This window comes from Gordonia sp. KTR9, assembly GCF_000143885.2.
Lineage (GTDB): Bacteria > Actinomycetota > Actinomycetes > Mycobacteriales > Mycobacteriaceae > Gordonia.
In genome coordinates this window covers 2,706,352-2,719,575 of sequence record NC_018581.1, presented here as the reverse complement: position 1 = coordinate 2,719,575, position 13,224 = coordinate 2,706,352, and the positions used below count along the sequence as shown (strand labels likewise).

Genomic DNA, 13,224 nt, shown 5'->3' with positions numbered 1-13,224 from the left:
CCCATGAATTCTCACAGCACCTCGACGAACCCGGACGGCACCTCGACGGCCGGGAACGCGTCTCGCCAGGGCACGCTCTACGGCATCGGCCTGGGCCCGGGCGACAGCGAACTGATGACCGTGAAGGCCGCCCGCCTCATCAGCACCGCGGACGTGATCGCGTATCACTCTGCGCGCCATGGCAACAGCATCGCGAGGTCGGTCGCCGAACCGTACCTGCGCGACGGCCAGACCGAGGAACGTCTGATGTACCCGGTCACCACCGAGACCACCGACCATCCGGGCGGCTACCAGGGCGCGCTCGACGACTTCTACGCCCAGAGCGCCGAACGCCTCGCGGTGCACCTGCGTGCCGGCCGCGACGTCGTCCTCCTCGCCGAGGGTGACCCGCTCTTCTACAGCTCCTACATGCACATGCACAAGCGCCTGTCGCCGCACTTCGACGCCGAGATCGTGCCCGGTGTCACCTCGGTCAGCGCGGCGTCGGCGGCGACCGGGGTCCCGCTCGTCGAAGGCGAGGAGACCCTGACGGTCGTTCCGGGTACGGCGTCGACCTCGGAGCTGCTCTTCCGGTTCCGTTCCGCGGACGCGATCGTGGTGATGAAGCTCGGTCGCACGTTCGAGCGGGTGCGCGATGCACTCCGCGAGGCCGGGCGTCTCGACGAGGCGTTCTATGTCGAACGCGCCTCCACGACGGTCGAACGGGTGCTGCCGGCGGCCGACGTGGATCCCGCGGAGGTGCCGTACTTCTCCATCCTCGTCGTCCCCGGACGCCGCAACAATCCGATGTTCGAGCCGAAGCCGGTCCCCGGTGAGCTCGTCGTCGTCGGACTCGGACCGGGTCACGACAGTTGGACCACCCCCGAGGTGCGCGCCGAGCTCGCCACGGCCACCGACCTCGTCGGGTACACCACCTATCTCAAGCGCGTCACCCCGCGCCCGGGTCAGCGAGTGCACGCGAGCGACAACCGGGTCGAGGCCGAGCGCGCCGAGTTCGCACTGGATCTCGCCCGCCGCGGCGCTCGCGTCGCCGTCGTCTCGTCCGGCGATCCCGGCGTGTTCGCGATGGCCGCCGCGGTCGCCGAGGTCGCCGCGCAACCGCGGTGGCACGAGGTGCCGGTACGCGTGGTGCCCGGCGTCACCGCAGCCACCGCCGTCGCCGCGGCGGTCGGAGCGCCGCTCGGGCACGATTTCGCGATCATCTCGCTCTCCGACCGGCTCAAGCCGTGGTCGGTCATCGAACGGCGCATCCGCGCCGCCCTCGGTGCCGACCTGGTGATCGCCATCTACAACCCGGGGTCGGCGAGCCGCACCTGGCAGGTCGGTGCCCTCCAGCACACCCTCGCCCAGACGGTGTCGCCCGATCGCGTCGTCGTGCTCGGTCGGGACGTCGGCGGTCCGGAAGAGCAGCTCACCATCACCACGGTCGCGGACTTCGATCCCGCCGTCGTGGACATGCGGACCATGATCATCATCGGGTCGTCGGCGACGAGGGTGGTCCCACGCGCGGCGGGTGCGCTGGTGTTCACGCCACGCAGTCACCGCCCGGTGGACAGCGCCGATGAGACTGCCGATCAGTCAGTCGAGCAGCGCCTCGAGCCAGTCCCGGGCGGCACCGACATCTGAGACGACCGGCGAGTCGGGTTCGGCGGGCCGGTCGACCATGATGACCTCGATCCCCAGTTCGGCCGCGGCCACCAGCTTCGCCGAGGTCAGTGATCCGCCGCTGTTCTTGGTGACCAGTAGGTCGATGTCGTTGTCGCGCAACAGCCTCGACTCCGAGGCATGGTCGTAGGGACCGCGGGAACGCAACACCTCGTGGCGGGGTGGAAGCGCTCCGGTCGGGGCGTCGACGACCCGGATCAGAAACCACGCGGAACGGATCCCCGCGAAGACGCCGACATCCTGGCGACCGGTGGTCAGGAAGACGCGTCCGCCACGGGCGTCCACCTCCCGCGCGGCCGAGGGGAGGTCGGGTACGCGGGTCCACGTGTCGGTGTCCCCGGGCACCCACGGGTCCCGGCGCAGCCGCAGCAGCGGGACACCCGCATCGGTGGCGGCCCGAGCAGCGTTGCGGGTGATGGTCGCGGCGAACGGATGGGTGGCGTCGACCACCGCACGAATCCGATTGCTGCGCAGCCAGTCCCGGAGCCCTTCGGTTCCGCCGAACCCGCCGATTCGCACGGGACCGACCGGCAGGCGAGGGTCGTTGACCCGACCCGCGAGTGAGCTGATGAACTCGATGCCGGACTCGGCCAGACCCGAGGCCAGCGCGCGCGCCTCCCCCGTTCCGCCGAGGATGAGCACGTGCTCGGTGGGATCCGGGGCGGAACTGTTCACCGCGACGAGTCGCGGTCGGCGCGGAGTTTGGTCATCCGCGCATGCGAGTACAGGTAGCTGTCGGTGGCGTCCGATGTCGACGGATCCAGCACACGCCCGACGAAGATGACCGCGGTCTTGCGGATGTCGGCGGCGTCCAGGGTCTCGGGCAACCGGGACAACGGGCAGCGCACGATCTGCTCGTTGTCGCGACTGGCGAAAGCAACTGTCGCGGTGGGGCAGTCGCTGCCGTAGTGCGGGGTGAGCGCCTCCACGACCTGTTCCGCGCGATGTGCCGCGAGATGCAGTGCGAGTGTCACTCCGGTCATGGCGAGGCTCGCGAGGTCCTCCCCCGGCGGCATGTCCGTCGACAGTGTCGACACGCGCGTGATCAACAGGCTCTGGCCGACGCCCGGCACGGTGAGTTCGGTGTCGAGTGCGGCCGCGGCGGCCGCGAACGCCGGCACACCGGGCACGATCTGATGAGGGATTCCGCGTGCGGTCAGTTCACGCTGTTGCTCGGACATCGCCGAGTAGACGGCGAGATCACCCGAGTGCAGGCGGGCCACGTCATGCCCCCGTGCGTCGGCGGCCGCGATGACATCGATGATGTCCGACAACGGCATCCGGGCGGTGTCGACGAGTTCGGCACCCTCGGGACACAGTGCGAGAAGCTCCGCGGGCACCAACGATCCGGCGTAGACACAGGTCTCGCACTCCCCCAGCACCCGTGCTCCCCGCAGCGTGATCAGGTCGGGCGCCCCCGGCCCGGCGCCGATGAAGTACACGGTCATCGGACAGCCTCCGCGAGACCAGCGTCCGGAAGCCCAGTCGTCGGTTTGTCGACAGACCACTGCACGATCGGGAGGGCCGGACGCCAGGTGGTCATCGTGCCGAGGGGCGCGACGGTCTCCACCGACAGGCGTCGCAGGGTACCGCCCTGGTCGGCGTGCCGTTGTGTCACGAGGGCCTGGTTCTCGACGGTCACCGCGTTCACCACGAGCCGGCCCGAATCCGCCAGCGCATCCCAGGCGAGCGCGAGGATCTCCTCGTCCAGTCCGCCGCCGATGAAGACCGCATCGGGTTGCGGCGCGGCGGCCAGCTCGTCGGGAGCCGGTCCTCGCACCGAGAGCCGGTGCGCCACGCCGTGACGAGCGGCATTGCGTCGCAACCGATCGGCGCGCTCGGGGTCGCGCTCGAAGGCGACCGCGAGTCCGCGGTCGTCGGCGCGTAACCATTCGATCGCGACGCTGCCCGACCCGGCCCCGATGTCCCAGAGGATCTGCGCCCCGGCCGGCTCGAGCGCGCAGACGGTGAGGGCGCGGATCGTCGACTTGGTGATCTGGCCGTCGTGCTCGTAGGCCTCGTCCGCCCGACCGGGAAGCCGGGTCCGGTGTGGTCCGACGCAGTCGACGGCGACGATGTTCAGCGAATCGCCGGCCCTGCGGTGCCAGCCCTCCGCGGTGTCGGTGGCGATCTGTTCGGCGGGGCCACCGAGCTGCTCGAGGACGGTCATCGCCGACGCACCGAAACCGGCATCTGTGAGGAGTTCGGCGACGGCGGCGGGAGTGGTCTCGTCGCGGCTCAGGACCAGCACGCGAGCACCGTCGGTGACCTCGCCGAGCACGACGCCCGGCTCGGTGCGAACCGCGCTGACGATCCGGGTCGTCGCAAGGTCCCAGCCGAGGCGCGCGCAGGCCAGACTCGCACTCGACACGGCCGGATACACCCGCACCCGGTCGGCACCCACGCGGGCGACGATGCTCGCGCCGACCCCGTGGAACATCGGGTCGCCGCTGGCGAGGATGTGCACGGTGTCCGGGTGGGCGTCGTCGACGCCCCCCGTCTCGACGAGCTCGGCCAGGTGCTCCGACATCGGTGAGCGCCACGGCCGCAGTTGTGCACCGAGTCGGGGCGCAGCACCGTCGAGGAGCGCCAATTGCCGTGCAGCGCCGTAGATCACCCGTGCATGGCGTAACTCGTCGCGTGCCGGCTCACCGAGGCCGGGCCAACCGTCGGCACCGATGCCGACCACCACGAACTCGGATGTGGGGACTGTCGACGTGACGGCTGCCCCCGGTGACCTCATCGGGGAAGCCTCCGCCACACCGCGCGTGGCAGCAGCCGCATACCGAAGAACACGGGACGTAGCACCCCCGGGATCCAGACCTCGCCGCGTCCCTTGCGGTACGCGTGCGCCACGGCGTCGGCAACCTGCTCGGGATTGCGCGACAACGGAGCCGGTTTCACGCCGGAGTCCATCAGGTCGCGGGTCATCGCGCCGACGACGAAGCCGGGGCGGGCCAGCAACAGACGAGCACCACTGCCGTGCAACGCATCTGCGAGACCGCTGGCGAACCCGTCGAGTCCGGCCTTGGTCGAGCCGTAGACGTAGTTGGCCCGGCGCACCCGGATGCCGGCCACCGAGGAGAAGACGATGATCGTCCCGGAGGCCTGAGCGCGCAGCACCGATGCGAGCGGTGTCAGCACGCTGACGTGCGCGTAGTAATCGGTGTGCGCGATCTGAAGTGCGTGTGCCACATCGGTTTCGGCCCGGGCCTGGTCACCGAGGATGCCGAACGCGACGATCGCGATCCCGATCGGACCGAACCGTTCGGACAGCGATTCGACGAGCGCGGGATGGGTGTCGGTGTCGTTCGCGTCGAAAGCCACGGTGTGTACCGCGACCGCCCCGGCCTCGAGCAGTCGTGCCGACTCGTCGCCCAGGTCGTCGGGACGGCGGGCCGCCAGGACGACCGTCCGCCCGGACGCGAGACGCGCGGCGGTGGCCACGCCGATCTCACTGCGGCCGCCGAACAGGACGAGGGCACCGACCGGGTCGGAATCCGGACCCGCTGATGCCCCTTTGCTGCGTGACGCCATGGCTAGCAGTATCGCATCGGCCCCGACACCGGTCGTGCGCGCCGTCGCCACTACCGTGGGGTCATGCCCCGCACCGCCGCCGACCTCGGATCCGATGCCCTCGCGTTCCTCACCGAACGCCACCTCGGCACCCTCACCACCCTGCGCGCCGACGGCACCCCGCATGCCGTCGCGGTCGGATTCACCTGGGATCCCGACGCCGGCCTCGCCCGGGTCATCACCTCCGACGGCAATCAGAAGGTCCGCAACACCGAGCGCGGCGGATATGCCGCCGTCACCAACGTCGACGGCCCGCGCTGGCTGACCCTAGAAGGACCCGCGACCGTCCGCCGCGAACCCGACCAGGTCCGTGCGGCCGAGCAGCGCTACGCGCAGCGATACCGGGAACCCCGGCCGAATCCCCGCCGCGTGGTGATCGAGATCAGGGTGAGCCGCGTACTGGGTTCGGCGTCGTTGTTCAGCGAGTCGCGGCCGGCCTGACCCCTAGGAGTTCGATCCGTCCAGCCGGACCAGTTCATGCGGGCGGTTGTTGACGGACTCGCAGCCGTCGTCGGTGACGATCACGATGTCCTCGATCCGGGCTCCCCAATGCCCGGACACGTACACCCCCGGCTCCACGCTGAACGCCATTCCGGCCCGCAGCGGGATGTCGTTGCCGCCGACGATGTAGGGCTCCTCGTGCACCGACAGCCCGATCCCGTGCCCGGTGCGGTGGATGAACCGCTCGGCCAGGCCGCGTGCGGCGAGGACATCGCGAGCCGCGGCATCGATCGACGACGCGCTCACCCCGGGCCGGACGGCGGCCACGGCCGCACGCTGCGCCTCGAGCAGCGCGGCGTAGGCATCGGCGATGTCGGCGGGCGGGTCGTCGAAGCAGTAGGTGCGCGTGGAGTCGGAGTTGTAACCCGGCTCGACCGGACCGCCGATGTCGACGACGACGATGTCGGACCGCTCGATGACCCGGTCGGAGAACTCGTGGTGGGGATCGGCGCCGTTGGGACCGGACCCGACGATGATGAACGCCGCCTCGGTGTGCCCCTCCTCGAGGATCGCGGCGGCGATGTCGGCGGCGACCTCCCGTTCGGTGCGGCCGGGGATCAACCAGTCGCCCATCCGCGCGTGCACCCGGTCGATCGCGGCACCCGCACGGCGGAGTGCGTCGATTTCCGCGGCATCCTTGATCATTCGGAGCTCGCGCAGTACGTCGGTCGCCAATTGCGGTGTGGCGCCGGTGTGCCGGGCGAGCGGGATCACGTGCAGGGCGGGCATGGAGTCGGAGACGGCGATGCGCGGCTGCGAGGGCAACCCGGCCAGTGCCAGCGCATGGGCGTCGTCGCCGTCGACCCAGTCGGCCACCTCGATGTCGAGATCGCCCACCGCCGAGGAGGACAGCGACGGGACCTCGAGGCGCGCGATCACGAGCCGTGCGTCGCCGGTCGCGGGGATCACGAGCGCGGTGAGCCGTTCGAACGTCTCCGCCCGTGACCCGACCAGGTAGCGCAGGTCCGGTCCGGGAGCGACGACGAGCGCGTCCAGATCCGCCGCGCGGGTGAGTTCGGCGGCACGTCGAACCCGGTCGCGGTACACCTCTGCGCCGAAGAGCGGCGCGGCCCCCGCCCCTGCCTCCGACGTCGCCACCCGTGCTGTTCCGGTCCCAGATGCCATGCGACGAAGACTACCGCCGACTCATGACAGAGTGTGGGGGTGACGGATTCGTTGATGCTGCTCGACGGCGCGAGCCTGTGGTTCCGATCGTTCTTCGCCCTGCCGGAGAAGATGACCAGCCCGGACGGACGCCCGGTCAACGCGGTGCGGGGCTTCCTCGACACGATCGCCAATCTCGTGGTGCGCGAACGACCCACGCGACTGGTGGTGTGCCTGGACCTGGACTGGCGCCCGGAGTTCCGCACCGATCTGATCCCCACCTACAAGGCCCACCGGGTGGCGGTTCCCGACGGCGGTACCGACGTCGAAGGCAGGGACATCGACGTCGAAGAGGTGCCCGACACGCTCACCCCGCAGGTCGACATGATCATGGCCGTCCTGGCGGCTTCGGGTATCGCGACCTCGGGCGCCGTCGGTTGTGAGGCCGACGACGTGATCGGCACGCTCGCCTATGACGAGGCGGAGGATCCGGTCATCGTGGTCAGCGGTGATCGAGACCTGCTGCAGGTGGTCGCCGATGATCCGGTCCCGGTGCGCGTCCTGTACGTCGGCCGCGGCCTGGCCAAGGCCGAGATGATGGGGCCGGTGGAGGTCGCCGAGAAGTACGGCGTGCCGGTCGATCGCGCCGGGATCGGCTACGCGGAGATGTCGATGTTGCGCGGGGATCCCTCGGACGGGCTGCCGGGCGTGGCCGGCATCGGTGAGAAGACCGCGGCGAAGCTGATCAGCGAGTACGGCAGCCTCGATGCACTCGAGGCGGCTGCCGCCGACCCGTCGTCAGCGGTGCCGACCCGGAGCCGGAAGTCACTGCTCGCGTCGGTCGACTACCTGCAGGCGGCGCGAATCGTCGTCTCGGTGCGCACCGACGCCGAGACGATCGACAGCGGCCCGGATGTACTCCCCGCCGAGCCCGCCGACCCCGCGGCCCTCGCCGAACTCGTCGAGGAACTGGGAATCGGGGCGTCGGTGGGGCGGCTGGCCAAGGCCCTCGGCTGGCCCCAGGCCGGCTGAGGCCCCCGAGGGTGACAGCCGGCTGAGGCCCTTCGCCGGTCAGCTCGGGCGCGAGACCTCGTAGCGGCCGTCGTCGTCGATGAACGTGACGGTGACCTGCTGCTGCTGACCGCCGACGGTGACCGAGCAGGTGAACGACGCACCGGTCTCGACCCGCTGACCCGACGGGCACTGCACATCGGAGACGTCGCTGGCCTGATAATCCTCGGTGAGGATCTGCTGCACACCGTCCTGCGCAGCCTGCTGGTCGAGGTTCTTCGGTGCCCACCCGGGAAAGAGGAACGCGGTGATCAGCACGATCGCGGCGATGAGGATCAGCGCGCCGCCGCCGACGAACATCAGTGTCCGGGCGGTCTTGTTCGACTTCCCGGCCGCCATCCCGCTGAACTGATCGCCGCCACCGTACGGATTCTGACCGTACTGGTTCTGACCGTAGGGCTGTTGGCCGTAGGGGTTCTGCGCATTCGGTCCCGTGGCGCCCTGCGGGTTCTGGCCGTAGGGCTGCTGGCCGTACTGCCCCTGTCCGGGCGCCCCGTACTGGCCGGCCCCGTACTGCCCTGGGGCACCGTACTGCCCCGGTGCACCATATTGGTCGGCGCCGTACTGAGCACCCGGCTGGCCATACTGTTGACCACCGGGCTGACCGTACTGTCCGGGGTTGCCGACCTGCGTCGGCTGGGACTGGGCCGGACCGGAATGGGGAGGCTGCCCCGCAGGTCCACCCGCTTGCTGGTAAGGGTTCTGCTGATACGGATCCTGTTGCGGCTGGCCGTAACCCGGGGTCTGCGCGGCCGGGTTCGGCGCCATGGTGGTCGGGTCGGCCGGTGGTGCGCCGGCCTGGCCGGCGCCGGGGAGGTTCACGATCTCGGTCTTGCCGTCCGGACCCGACTGGTCTCCGGACGCTCGCGGGCCGGCTTGCGGATCGGGGCCGGAAGAATGTGGGCCGGGGGGATTCGGTTGGGACGGGTTGGGGTTGTACGGGTCGGTCATGAATCCCTCCCACTCGGCCGTTCACCCGGCGACGGGTGTCGGCGAACTGTGACGTCGCGGCGGTATCGAGGCGGGCACGCCGACACCGGATGCAGATGAACGTTACCTCAGCTGCCTGGGACTATCAGCAAACATCGCACGCGCCCCGCGGGCGCGTCGTCCGGTGAACCGACACCCGCCGACCGACCGATGCATGCACCCGAGCTCGGCTGAAACGATCAGCCGGGTTCGGCCGAAACGATCAGCCGAGTTCGGCAGCGACCACCCCGCGACGGATCGCCTTGACCGCCGCCCGGGCCGTCCCACCGAGACGGGTGTCGGACCCCACGCCGAGCCGGATCTGTTCGAGAAGATCCACGACCTGCCGGTTCCACCGCACGAAGTCCCCCGGCGAGAGCAGTTGTCCGCGTTCGCCTGCCAGGAGCAGGGCCTCGCCGAGCGAACGGCCCGATGCCCACGTCGCCACGGCGACAGAGAATCCGGTGTCTGGTTCGCGTGTCGGGCTCACCCGATGCCGCTGCTCCACCGCGGTGACCCGCGACCAGATCCCGACCGTCGCCGCCATCGCGGCGCGCATCGAGCTGCTGCCCGGAAGAGCATCGACTCCGCTGTAACTGTCGCGCCGGCTCTCGTAGACCAGTGCGGCGACCACCGCGGCGAGATCGGGCGCGGAGAGATCGTCCCAGACGCCTGCCCGGATGCACTCGGTCACCACCAGGTCGCTCTCGCTGTAGATGCGGCCGAGCAGCTTGCCCGAGTCGGTAACCAGCATCGTGTGGCCGGTGGACTCGGTCGATTCGGCGACGCGCTCGAGATAGCCCAACTCGCTGAGGACACCGACGATGTGATCGAACGTGACGCCGAGGGTCGACGTCCGGTCCCCGATGCTGCGCTCGGCGTTGACGATGTCGCGCAACAACCGGTTGCGGCGTTCGGCGAGCCGGAACAACTCATCACCGTTCGGCAACTGATGCGCCGGATGCGCACGCAGGGTGCGTCGAAGGCGCGCGAGCTCGGTGTCGTCGGCGGCGTCGGCGCGCTTCTTCTGCCGTCCGCGCGGCATCTCGATGCCGGTCGATCGCAACGCCGACGCCAGATCGCGTCGGCCGCGACCGGTGCGACGGTCGGCGTTCTTCGGCAGTCGCATGTTGCCCAGCACCTCGGGCGGATTGACGAAGTCGCGGGTACCGACGCGACCGCACCAGGCGTCCTCGGTCAGTACGAGCGGCTTGGGATCCTGCGCCTGCGTGGCCGGTTCGATGATGACCGCCAGACCGCGGTGCCGTCCGACGGGTACGCCGATGACATGCCCGCGTTTGAGCGCGGCCAGGTCCGCGGTGATGGCGTCGTGCGTGTCGGTGCGCCTGCGGAACTTGAGATCGCGTTCGCGGCTGCGGATGTCCTCGCGCAGCGTGACGTAACCGAGAAAGCCGGCATAGGGCTCTTCTTCCGAATCGGCTTCGGCCTCAGCAGGTTCCAGCCCCCGCGCCTGCGCCGTGCGCGCCAGCTCGCCGTCGAGTTTGCGCAGCGCCCGCTGGGCCTCGTCCAGTTTGCGCGCCTGCCCGACGACCGACCGGTCGGCCTGGAACTGCGCGAACGACCGATGCAGCAGCTCGCGGGCGCCGTCGAGGCCCAGCCGTCCGAGGAGGTTGACCGCCATGTTGTACTCCGGCGAGAACGAGCTGCGCAGCGGGAAGGTACGCGCGCCGGCGAGGCCGGCCACCTCCTCCGGGACAACCTCGGGTGTCCACACGACGACCGCGTGGCCCTCGACGTCGATCCCGCGGCGACCCGCCCGCCCGGTCAGCTGCGTGAACTCGCCGGGGGTCAGATCGACATGGGCTTCACCGTTGTACTTGACCAGACGTTCGAGGACCACCGAGCGCGCGGGCATGTTGATGCCGAGCGCGAGCGTCTCGGTGGCGAACACCATCCGCACCAGGCCCCGCACGAACAGCTCTTCGACGGTGTGCCGGAACGTCGGGAGCATGCCCGCGTGGTGCGAGGCCAGCCCCCGGCGCAACCCCTCTCGCCATTCGTGCACACCCAGCACATCGAGGTCGGTCGGCGACAGTTCGGTGAGATGGCGGTCGACGATCGCGTCGACCTCGCCGATCTCCGCGGGGGTGAGGAGCGAGATACCCGACCGCAGACACTGCGCCAGGGCGGCGTCGCATCCGACGCGCGAGAAGATGAAGCCGATGGCCGGGAGCAGGCCCTCCCGGTCGAGACGCGTGACGAGATTCGGCCGGGACAGCGCCGGTCCCCGTCCGTCACGCCGGGGTCCGCTGCCGCGACCTCGTCCACGGCCGCGCGACGACTCCCGCTCGTCGTCGGCCATCAGGATCCGGTGCCGGATCTGGCGTTTCAGCTCCGGATTGACCCGGGGCCGGGTACCGGCCTTGCGTGCCGGACCGGTGTCGGCGGGGTCGAACAGGTCGAACAACCGCTGCCCGACGAGCATGTGCTGGGACAGCGGCACCGGCCGGTGCTCGTCCACGATCACCGAGGTGTCGCCACGAACCGTCTGAATCCAGTCGCCGAACTCCTCGGCGTTGCTCACCGTCGCCGACAGGCTTACCACCCGAACCGATGGTTCGAGGTGCAGGATCACCTCTTCCCACACCGCCCCGCGGAACCGGTCGGCCAGGAAGTGGACTTCGTCCATCACGACGTGCGACAACCCGTCGAGAGCTCGTGACTCGGCGTAGATCATGTTGCGCACGACCTCGGTCGTCATCACGACGACGGGCGCATCGGGGTTGATCGAGCTGTCGCCGGTCAGCAACCCGACCGACTCGGCCCCGTGGACCGCCACCAGGTCGTTGTACTTCTGATTGCTGAGCGCCTTGATCGGCGTGGTGTAGAAGCACTTCGTGCCACCGGCCAGCGCCAGATGCACGGCGAACTCACCCACGATGGTCTTGCCCGCGCCGGTCGGCGCGCACACCAGCACACCGTGCCCGCCTTCGAGTGCCTCGCACGCGCGGAGCTGGAAGTCGTCGAGCCGGAAAGCGAGTCTCGACGTGAACGAGTCGAGTTGTGTCACAGGACGTCGTCGAAGGTCGCGCGCGCCCGCGTCGACGTGCGGGTGGCGCCGGCGCCGACATGGTTCGCCGGCGCCGGGATCGGCGATGCCGGAGCGATCGGCTTCGTCGGCGGCAGCGGGCTGGCCTCGTCGTCGGAGAGGTTCGCCCAGGCCGACGCCTTCTTCGCCTTGCGCTTGTCGAAGATGCGCGCGAACTGGATCGCGAACTCGAGCAGGACGGTGAGCGCGAGTGCCAGGGCCAGCATCGTGAACGGGTCCTGGCCCGGCGTGACGATGGCCGCGAAGACGAAGACCGTGAAGATGAGGCCGCGCCGCCAGCTCTTCAACCGGGCGTAGGTCAGCACTCCCACCACGTTGAGCGCGATGATGAGGAGCGGGAGTTCGAAACTCACGCCGAAGATCACGAGCACGTTGAGCATGAATCCGAAGTACTGGTCACCGGCCAGGGCCGTGACCTGGACCTCGTTGCCGACGGTCAACAGGAAGTCGAAGGCCTTGGCGACCACCAGGTAGGCCAGCACCGCGCCGCTGACGAACAGGGTCGTCGCCATCGCGACGAACAGGATGCCGTATCGGCGTTCGTGGTCGTGGAGACCGGGGGTGATGAACTGCCAGATCTGGTAGATCCACACCGGGCAGGCCATGACGACACCGGCGGTGAGCGCCACCTTGAGGCGAAGCATGAACTGGTCGAACGGCCCGGTCGCCAGAAGACGACAGGAGTCGTCGGCGGTCAGCGAGGCACGCGACGATGGCGGCAGATCACAGTACGGACCGCGCAGCATGTCGCCGAGCGAGGAGATGCCGAGGAAGCCGTGGCTGTACCAGAGGAACCCGAGGATCGTCGTGGCGATGATGGCCAGCATCGAGATGACCATACGAGTGCGCAACTCGTACAGGTGCTCGACCAACGACATGGTGCCGTCGGGGTTGAGCTTTCGTTTGCGCTGCCGGGGGTCGAGACGTCGGGGAATCGGAAGAGTGCGCACTGGCGATGCTCCGACGCGCCCCTATGCCGATTTCTTGACGTCGGCGTCGCGCTGCGTGGCGGGCTGGGTGGAGTCACCCGCGGGCAGCTCACGGCGCGACGGGTCGGCCGGCGTCGCGTCGGCGGTGGCCTGCGAGTCCTTGTCGTCGTCCTTCTGCATCTCCTTGACCTCGCTCTTGAAGATGCGCAGCGACTGTCCCAGACCTCGGGCGGCGTCCGGCAACTTCTTCGAGCCGAACAGGATCAGCAGCACAATGGCAACGATCGCCCAGTGCCACCATGACGTGAAGCCCATGAGATCACCCTTCAGTTCGGATCA

Annotated in this window: 12 protein-coding genes; 3 read left to right on the top strand and 9 right to left on the bottom strand. The window is 69.5% G+C overall.

The features are described from left to right. Positions 1-3 precede the first annotated feature (3 nt). On the top strand, positions 4-1,626 hold the full coding sequence (locus tag KTR9_RS13165) for a precorrin-2 C(20)-methyltransferase (RefSeq protein WP_044506656.1): 1,623 nt from the start codon (positions 4-6) through the stop codon (positions 1,624-1,626). On the opposite strand, the gene KTR9_RS13160 is transcribed toward KTR9_RS13165, so the two are convergent. From KTR9_RS13160 to KTR9_RS13145, 4 genes are read right to left on the bottom strand one after another with little or no spacing between them, the layout of a single operon-like run. Continuing rightward, on the bottom strand, positions 1,579-2,340 hold the full coding sequence (locus KTR9_RS13160; protein ID WP_014926747.1) for a cobalt-precorrin-6A reductase: 762 nt from the start codon (positions 2,338-2,340) through the stop codon (positions 1,579-1,581). The two genes, KTR9_RS13165 and KTR9_RS13160, sit on opposite strands and share 48 nt — an antisense overlap. Further along, entirely contained in the window at positions 2,337-3,113 is a 777-nt protein-coding gene (cobM, locus tag KTR9_RS13155; RefSeq protein ID WP_014926746.1) for a precorrin-4 C(11)-methyltransferase, read from the bottom strand. Before cobM ends, KTR9_RS13160 begins: the two co-directional genes overlap by 4 nt. Continuing rightward, positions 3,110-4,408: a bifunctional cobalt-precorrin-7 (C(5))-methyltransferase/cobalt-precorrin-6B (C(15))-methyltransferase gene (locus KTR9_RS13150; RefSeq protein ID WP_014926745.1), complete on the bottom strand. Its 1,299-nt coding sequence runs from the start codon at positions 4,406-4,408 to the stop codon at positions 3,110-3,112. The genes cobM and KTR9_RS13150 overlap by 4 nt, the downstream gene beginning before the upstream one ends. After that, on the bottom strand, positions 4,405-5,202 hold the full coding sequence (locus tag KTR9_RS13145; protein ID WP_044507909.1) for an SDR family NAD(P)-dependent oxidoreductase: 798 nt from the start codon (positions 5,200-5,202) through the stop codon (positions 4,405-4,407). Before KTR9_RS13145 ends, KTR9_RS13150 begins: the two co-directional genes overlap by 4 nt. Positions 5,203-5,265: 63 nt before the next feature. Between KTR9_RS13145 and KTR9_RS13140 the strand changes: the two genes are divergently transcribed. Further along, positions 5,266-5,682, top strand: coding sequence for a PPOX class F420-dependent oxidoreductase (locus KTR9_RS13140; RefSeq protein WP_014926743.1), 417 nt, complete (start codon positions 5,266-5,268; stop codon positions 5,680-5,682). 3 nt (positions 5,683-5,685) lie between these two features. Here KTR9_RS13140 and KTR9_RS13135 read toward each other — a convergent pair whose 3' ends face one another. Beyond that, entirely contained in the window at positions 5,686-6,867 is a 1,182-nt protein-coding gene (locus KTR9_RS13135) for a M24 family metallopeptidase (RefSeq protein ID WP_044506654.1), read from the bottom strand. Between the two features lie 54 nt (positions 6,868-6,921). On the opposite strand from KTR9_RS13135, the gene KTR9_RS13130 reads away from it, so the two are divergent. Next, positions 6,922-7,878: a 5'-3' exonuclease gene (locus KTR9_RS13130; RefSeq protein ID WP_044507908.1), complete on the top strand. Its 957-nt coding sequence runs from the start codon at positions 6,922-6,924 to the stop codon at positions 7,876-7,878. A gap of 39 nt (positions 7,879-7,917) precedes the next feature. On the opposite strand, the gene KTR9_RS13125 is transcribed toward KTR9_RS13130, so the two are convergent. The 4 genes from KTR9_RS13125 to tatA form a co-directional block, all read right to left on the bottom strand. Further along, the gene (locus tag KTR9_RS13125; protein WP_014926740.1) at positions 7,918-8,868 is read right to left on the bottom strand and encodes a DUF4333 domain-containing protein; all 951 of its coding nucleotides are present in this window, start codon (positions 8,866-8,868) and stop codon (positions 7,918-7,920) included. 241 nt (positions 8,869-9,109) lie between these two features. Further along, entirely contained in the window at positions 9,110-11,917 is a 2,808-nt protein-coding gene (locus KTR9_RS13120) for a DEAD/DEAH box helicase (RefSeq protein WP_044506652.1), read from the bottom strand. Beyond that, positions 11,914-12,834, bottom strand: coding sequence for a twin-arginine translocase subunit TatC (gene tatC, locus KTR9_RS13115; RefSeq protein ID WP_148281281.1), 921 nt, complete (start codon positions 12,832-12,834; stop codon positions 11,914-11,916). Before tatC ends, KTR9_RS13120 begins: the two co-directional genes overlap by 4 nt. Positions 12,835-12,927: 93 nt before the next feature. Then, entirely contained in the window at positions 12,928-13,200 is a 273-nt protein-coding gene (gene tatA / locus KTR9_RS13110; RefSeq protein ID WP_010841094.1) for a Sec-independent protein translocase subunit TatA, read from the bottom strand. Between the last annotated feature and the right edge of the window lie 24 nt (positions 13,201-13,224).

Excerpts from the sequence above, each read along its gene's own strand:
- KTR9_RS13165 (WP_044506656.1), top strand. The coding sequence starts at position 4 with ATGAATTCTCACAGCACCTCGACGAACCCGGACGGCACCTCGACGGCC.
- tatC (WP_148281281.1), bottom strand. The coding sequence starts at position 12,834 with ATGTCGTTGGTCGAGCACCTGTACGAGTTGCGCACTCGTATGGTCATC.
- KTR9_RS13150 (WP_014926745.1), bottom strand. The coding sequence starts at position 4,408 with ATGAGGTCACCGGGGGCAGCCGTCACGTCGACAGTCCCCACATCCGAG.
- KTR9_RS13125 (WP_014926740.1), bottom strand. The coding sequence starts at position 8,868 with ATGACCGACCCGTACAACCCCAACCCGTCCCAACCGAATCCCCCCGGC.
- cobM (WP_014926746.1), bottom strand. The coding sequence starts at position 3,113 with ATGACCGTGTACTTCATCGGCGCCGGGCCGGGGGCGCCCGACCTGATC.
- KTR9_RS13140 (WP_014926743.1), top strand. The coding sequence starts at position 5,266 with ATGCCCCGCACCGCCGCCGACCTCGGATCCGATGCCCTCGCGTTCCTC.
- KTR9_RS13135 (WP_044506654.1), bottom strand. The coding sequence starts at position 6,867 with ATGGCATCTGGGACCGGAACAGCACGGGTGGCGACGTCGGAGGCAGGG.
- KTR9_RS13130 (WP_044507908.1), top strand. The coding sequence starts at position 6,922 with ATGCTGCTCGACGGCGCGAGCCTGTGGTTCCGATCGTTCTTCGCCCTG.
- tatA (WP_010841094.1), bottom strand. The coding sequence starts at position 13,200 with ATGGGCTTCACGTCATGGTGGCACTGGGCGATCGTTGCCATTGTGCTG.
- KTR9_RS13145 (WP_044507909.1), bottom strand. The coding sequence starts at position 5,202 with ATGGCGTCACGCAGCAAAGGGGCATCAGCGGGTCCGGATTCCGACCCG.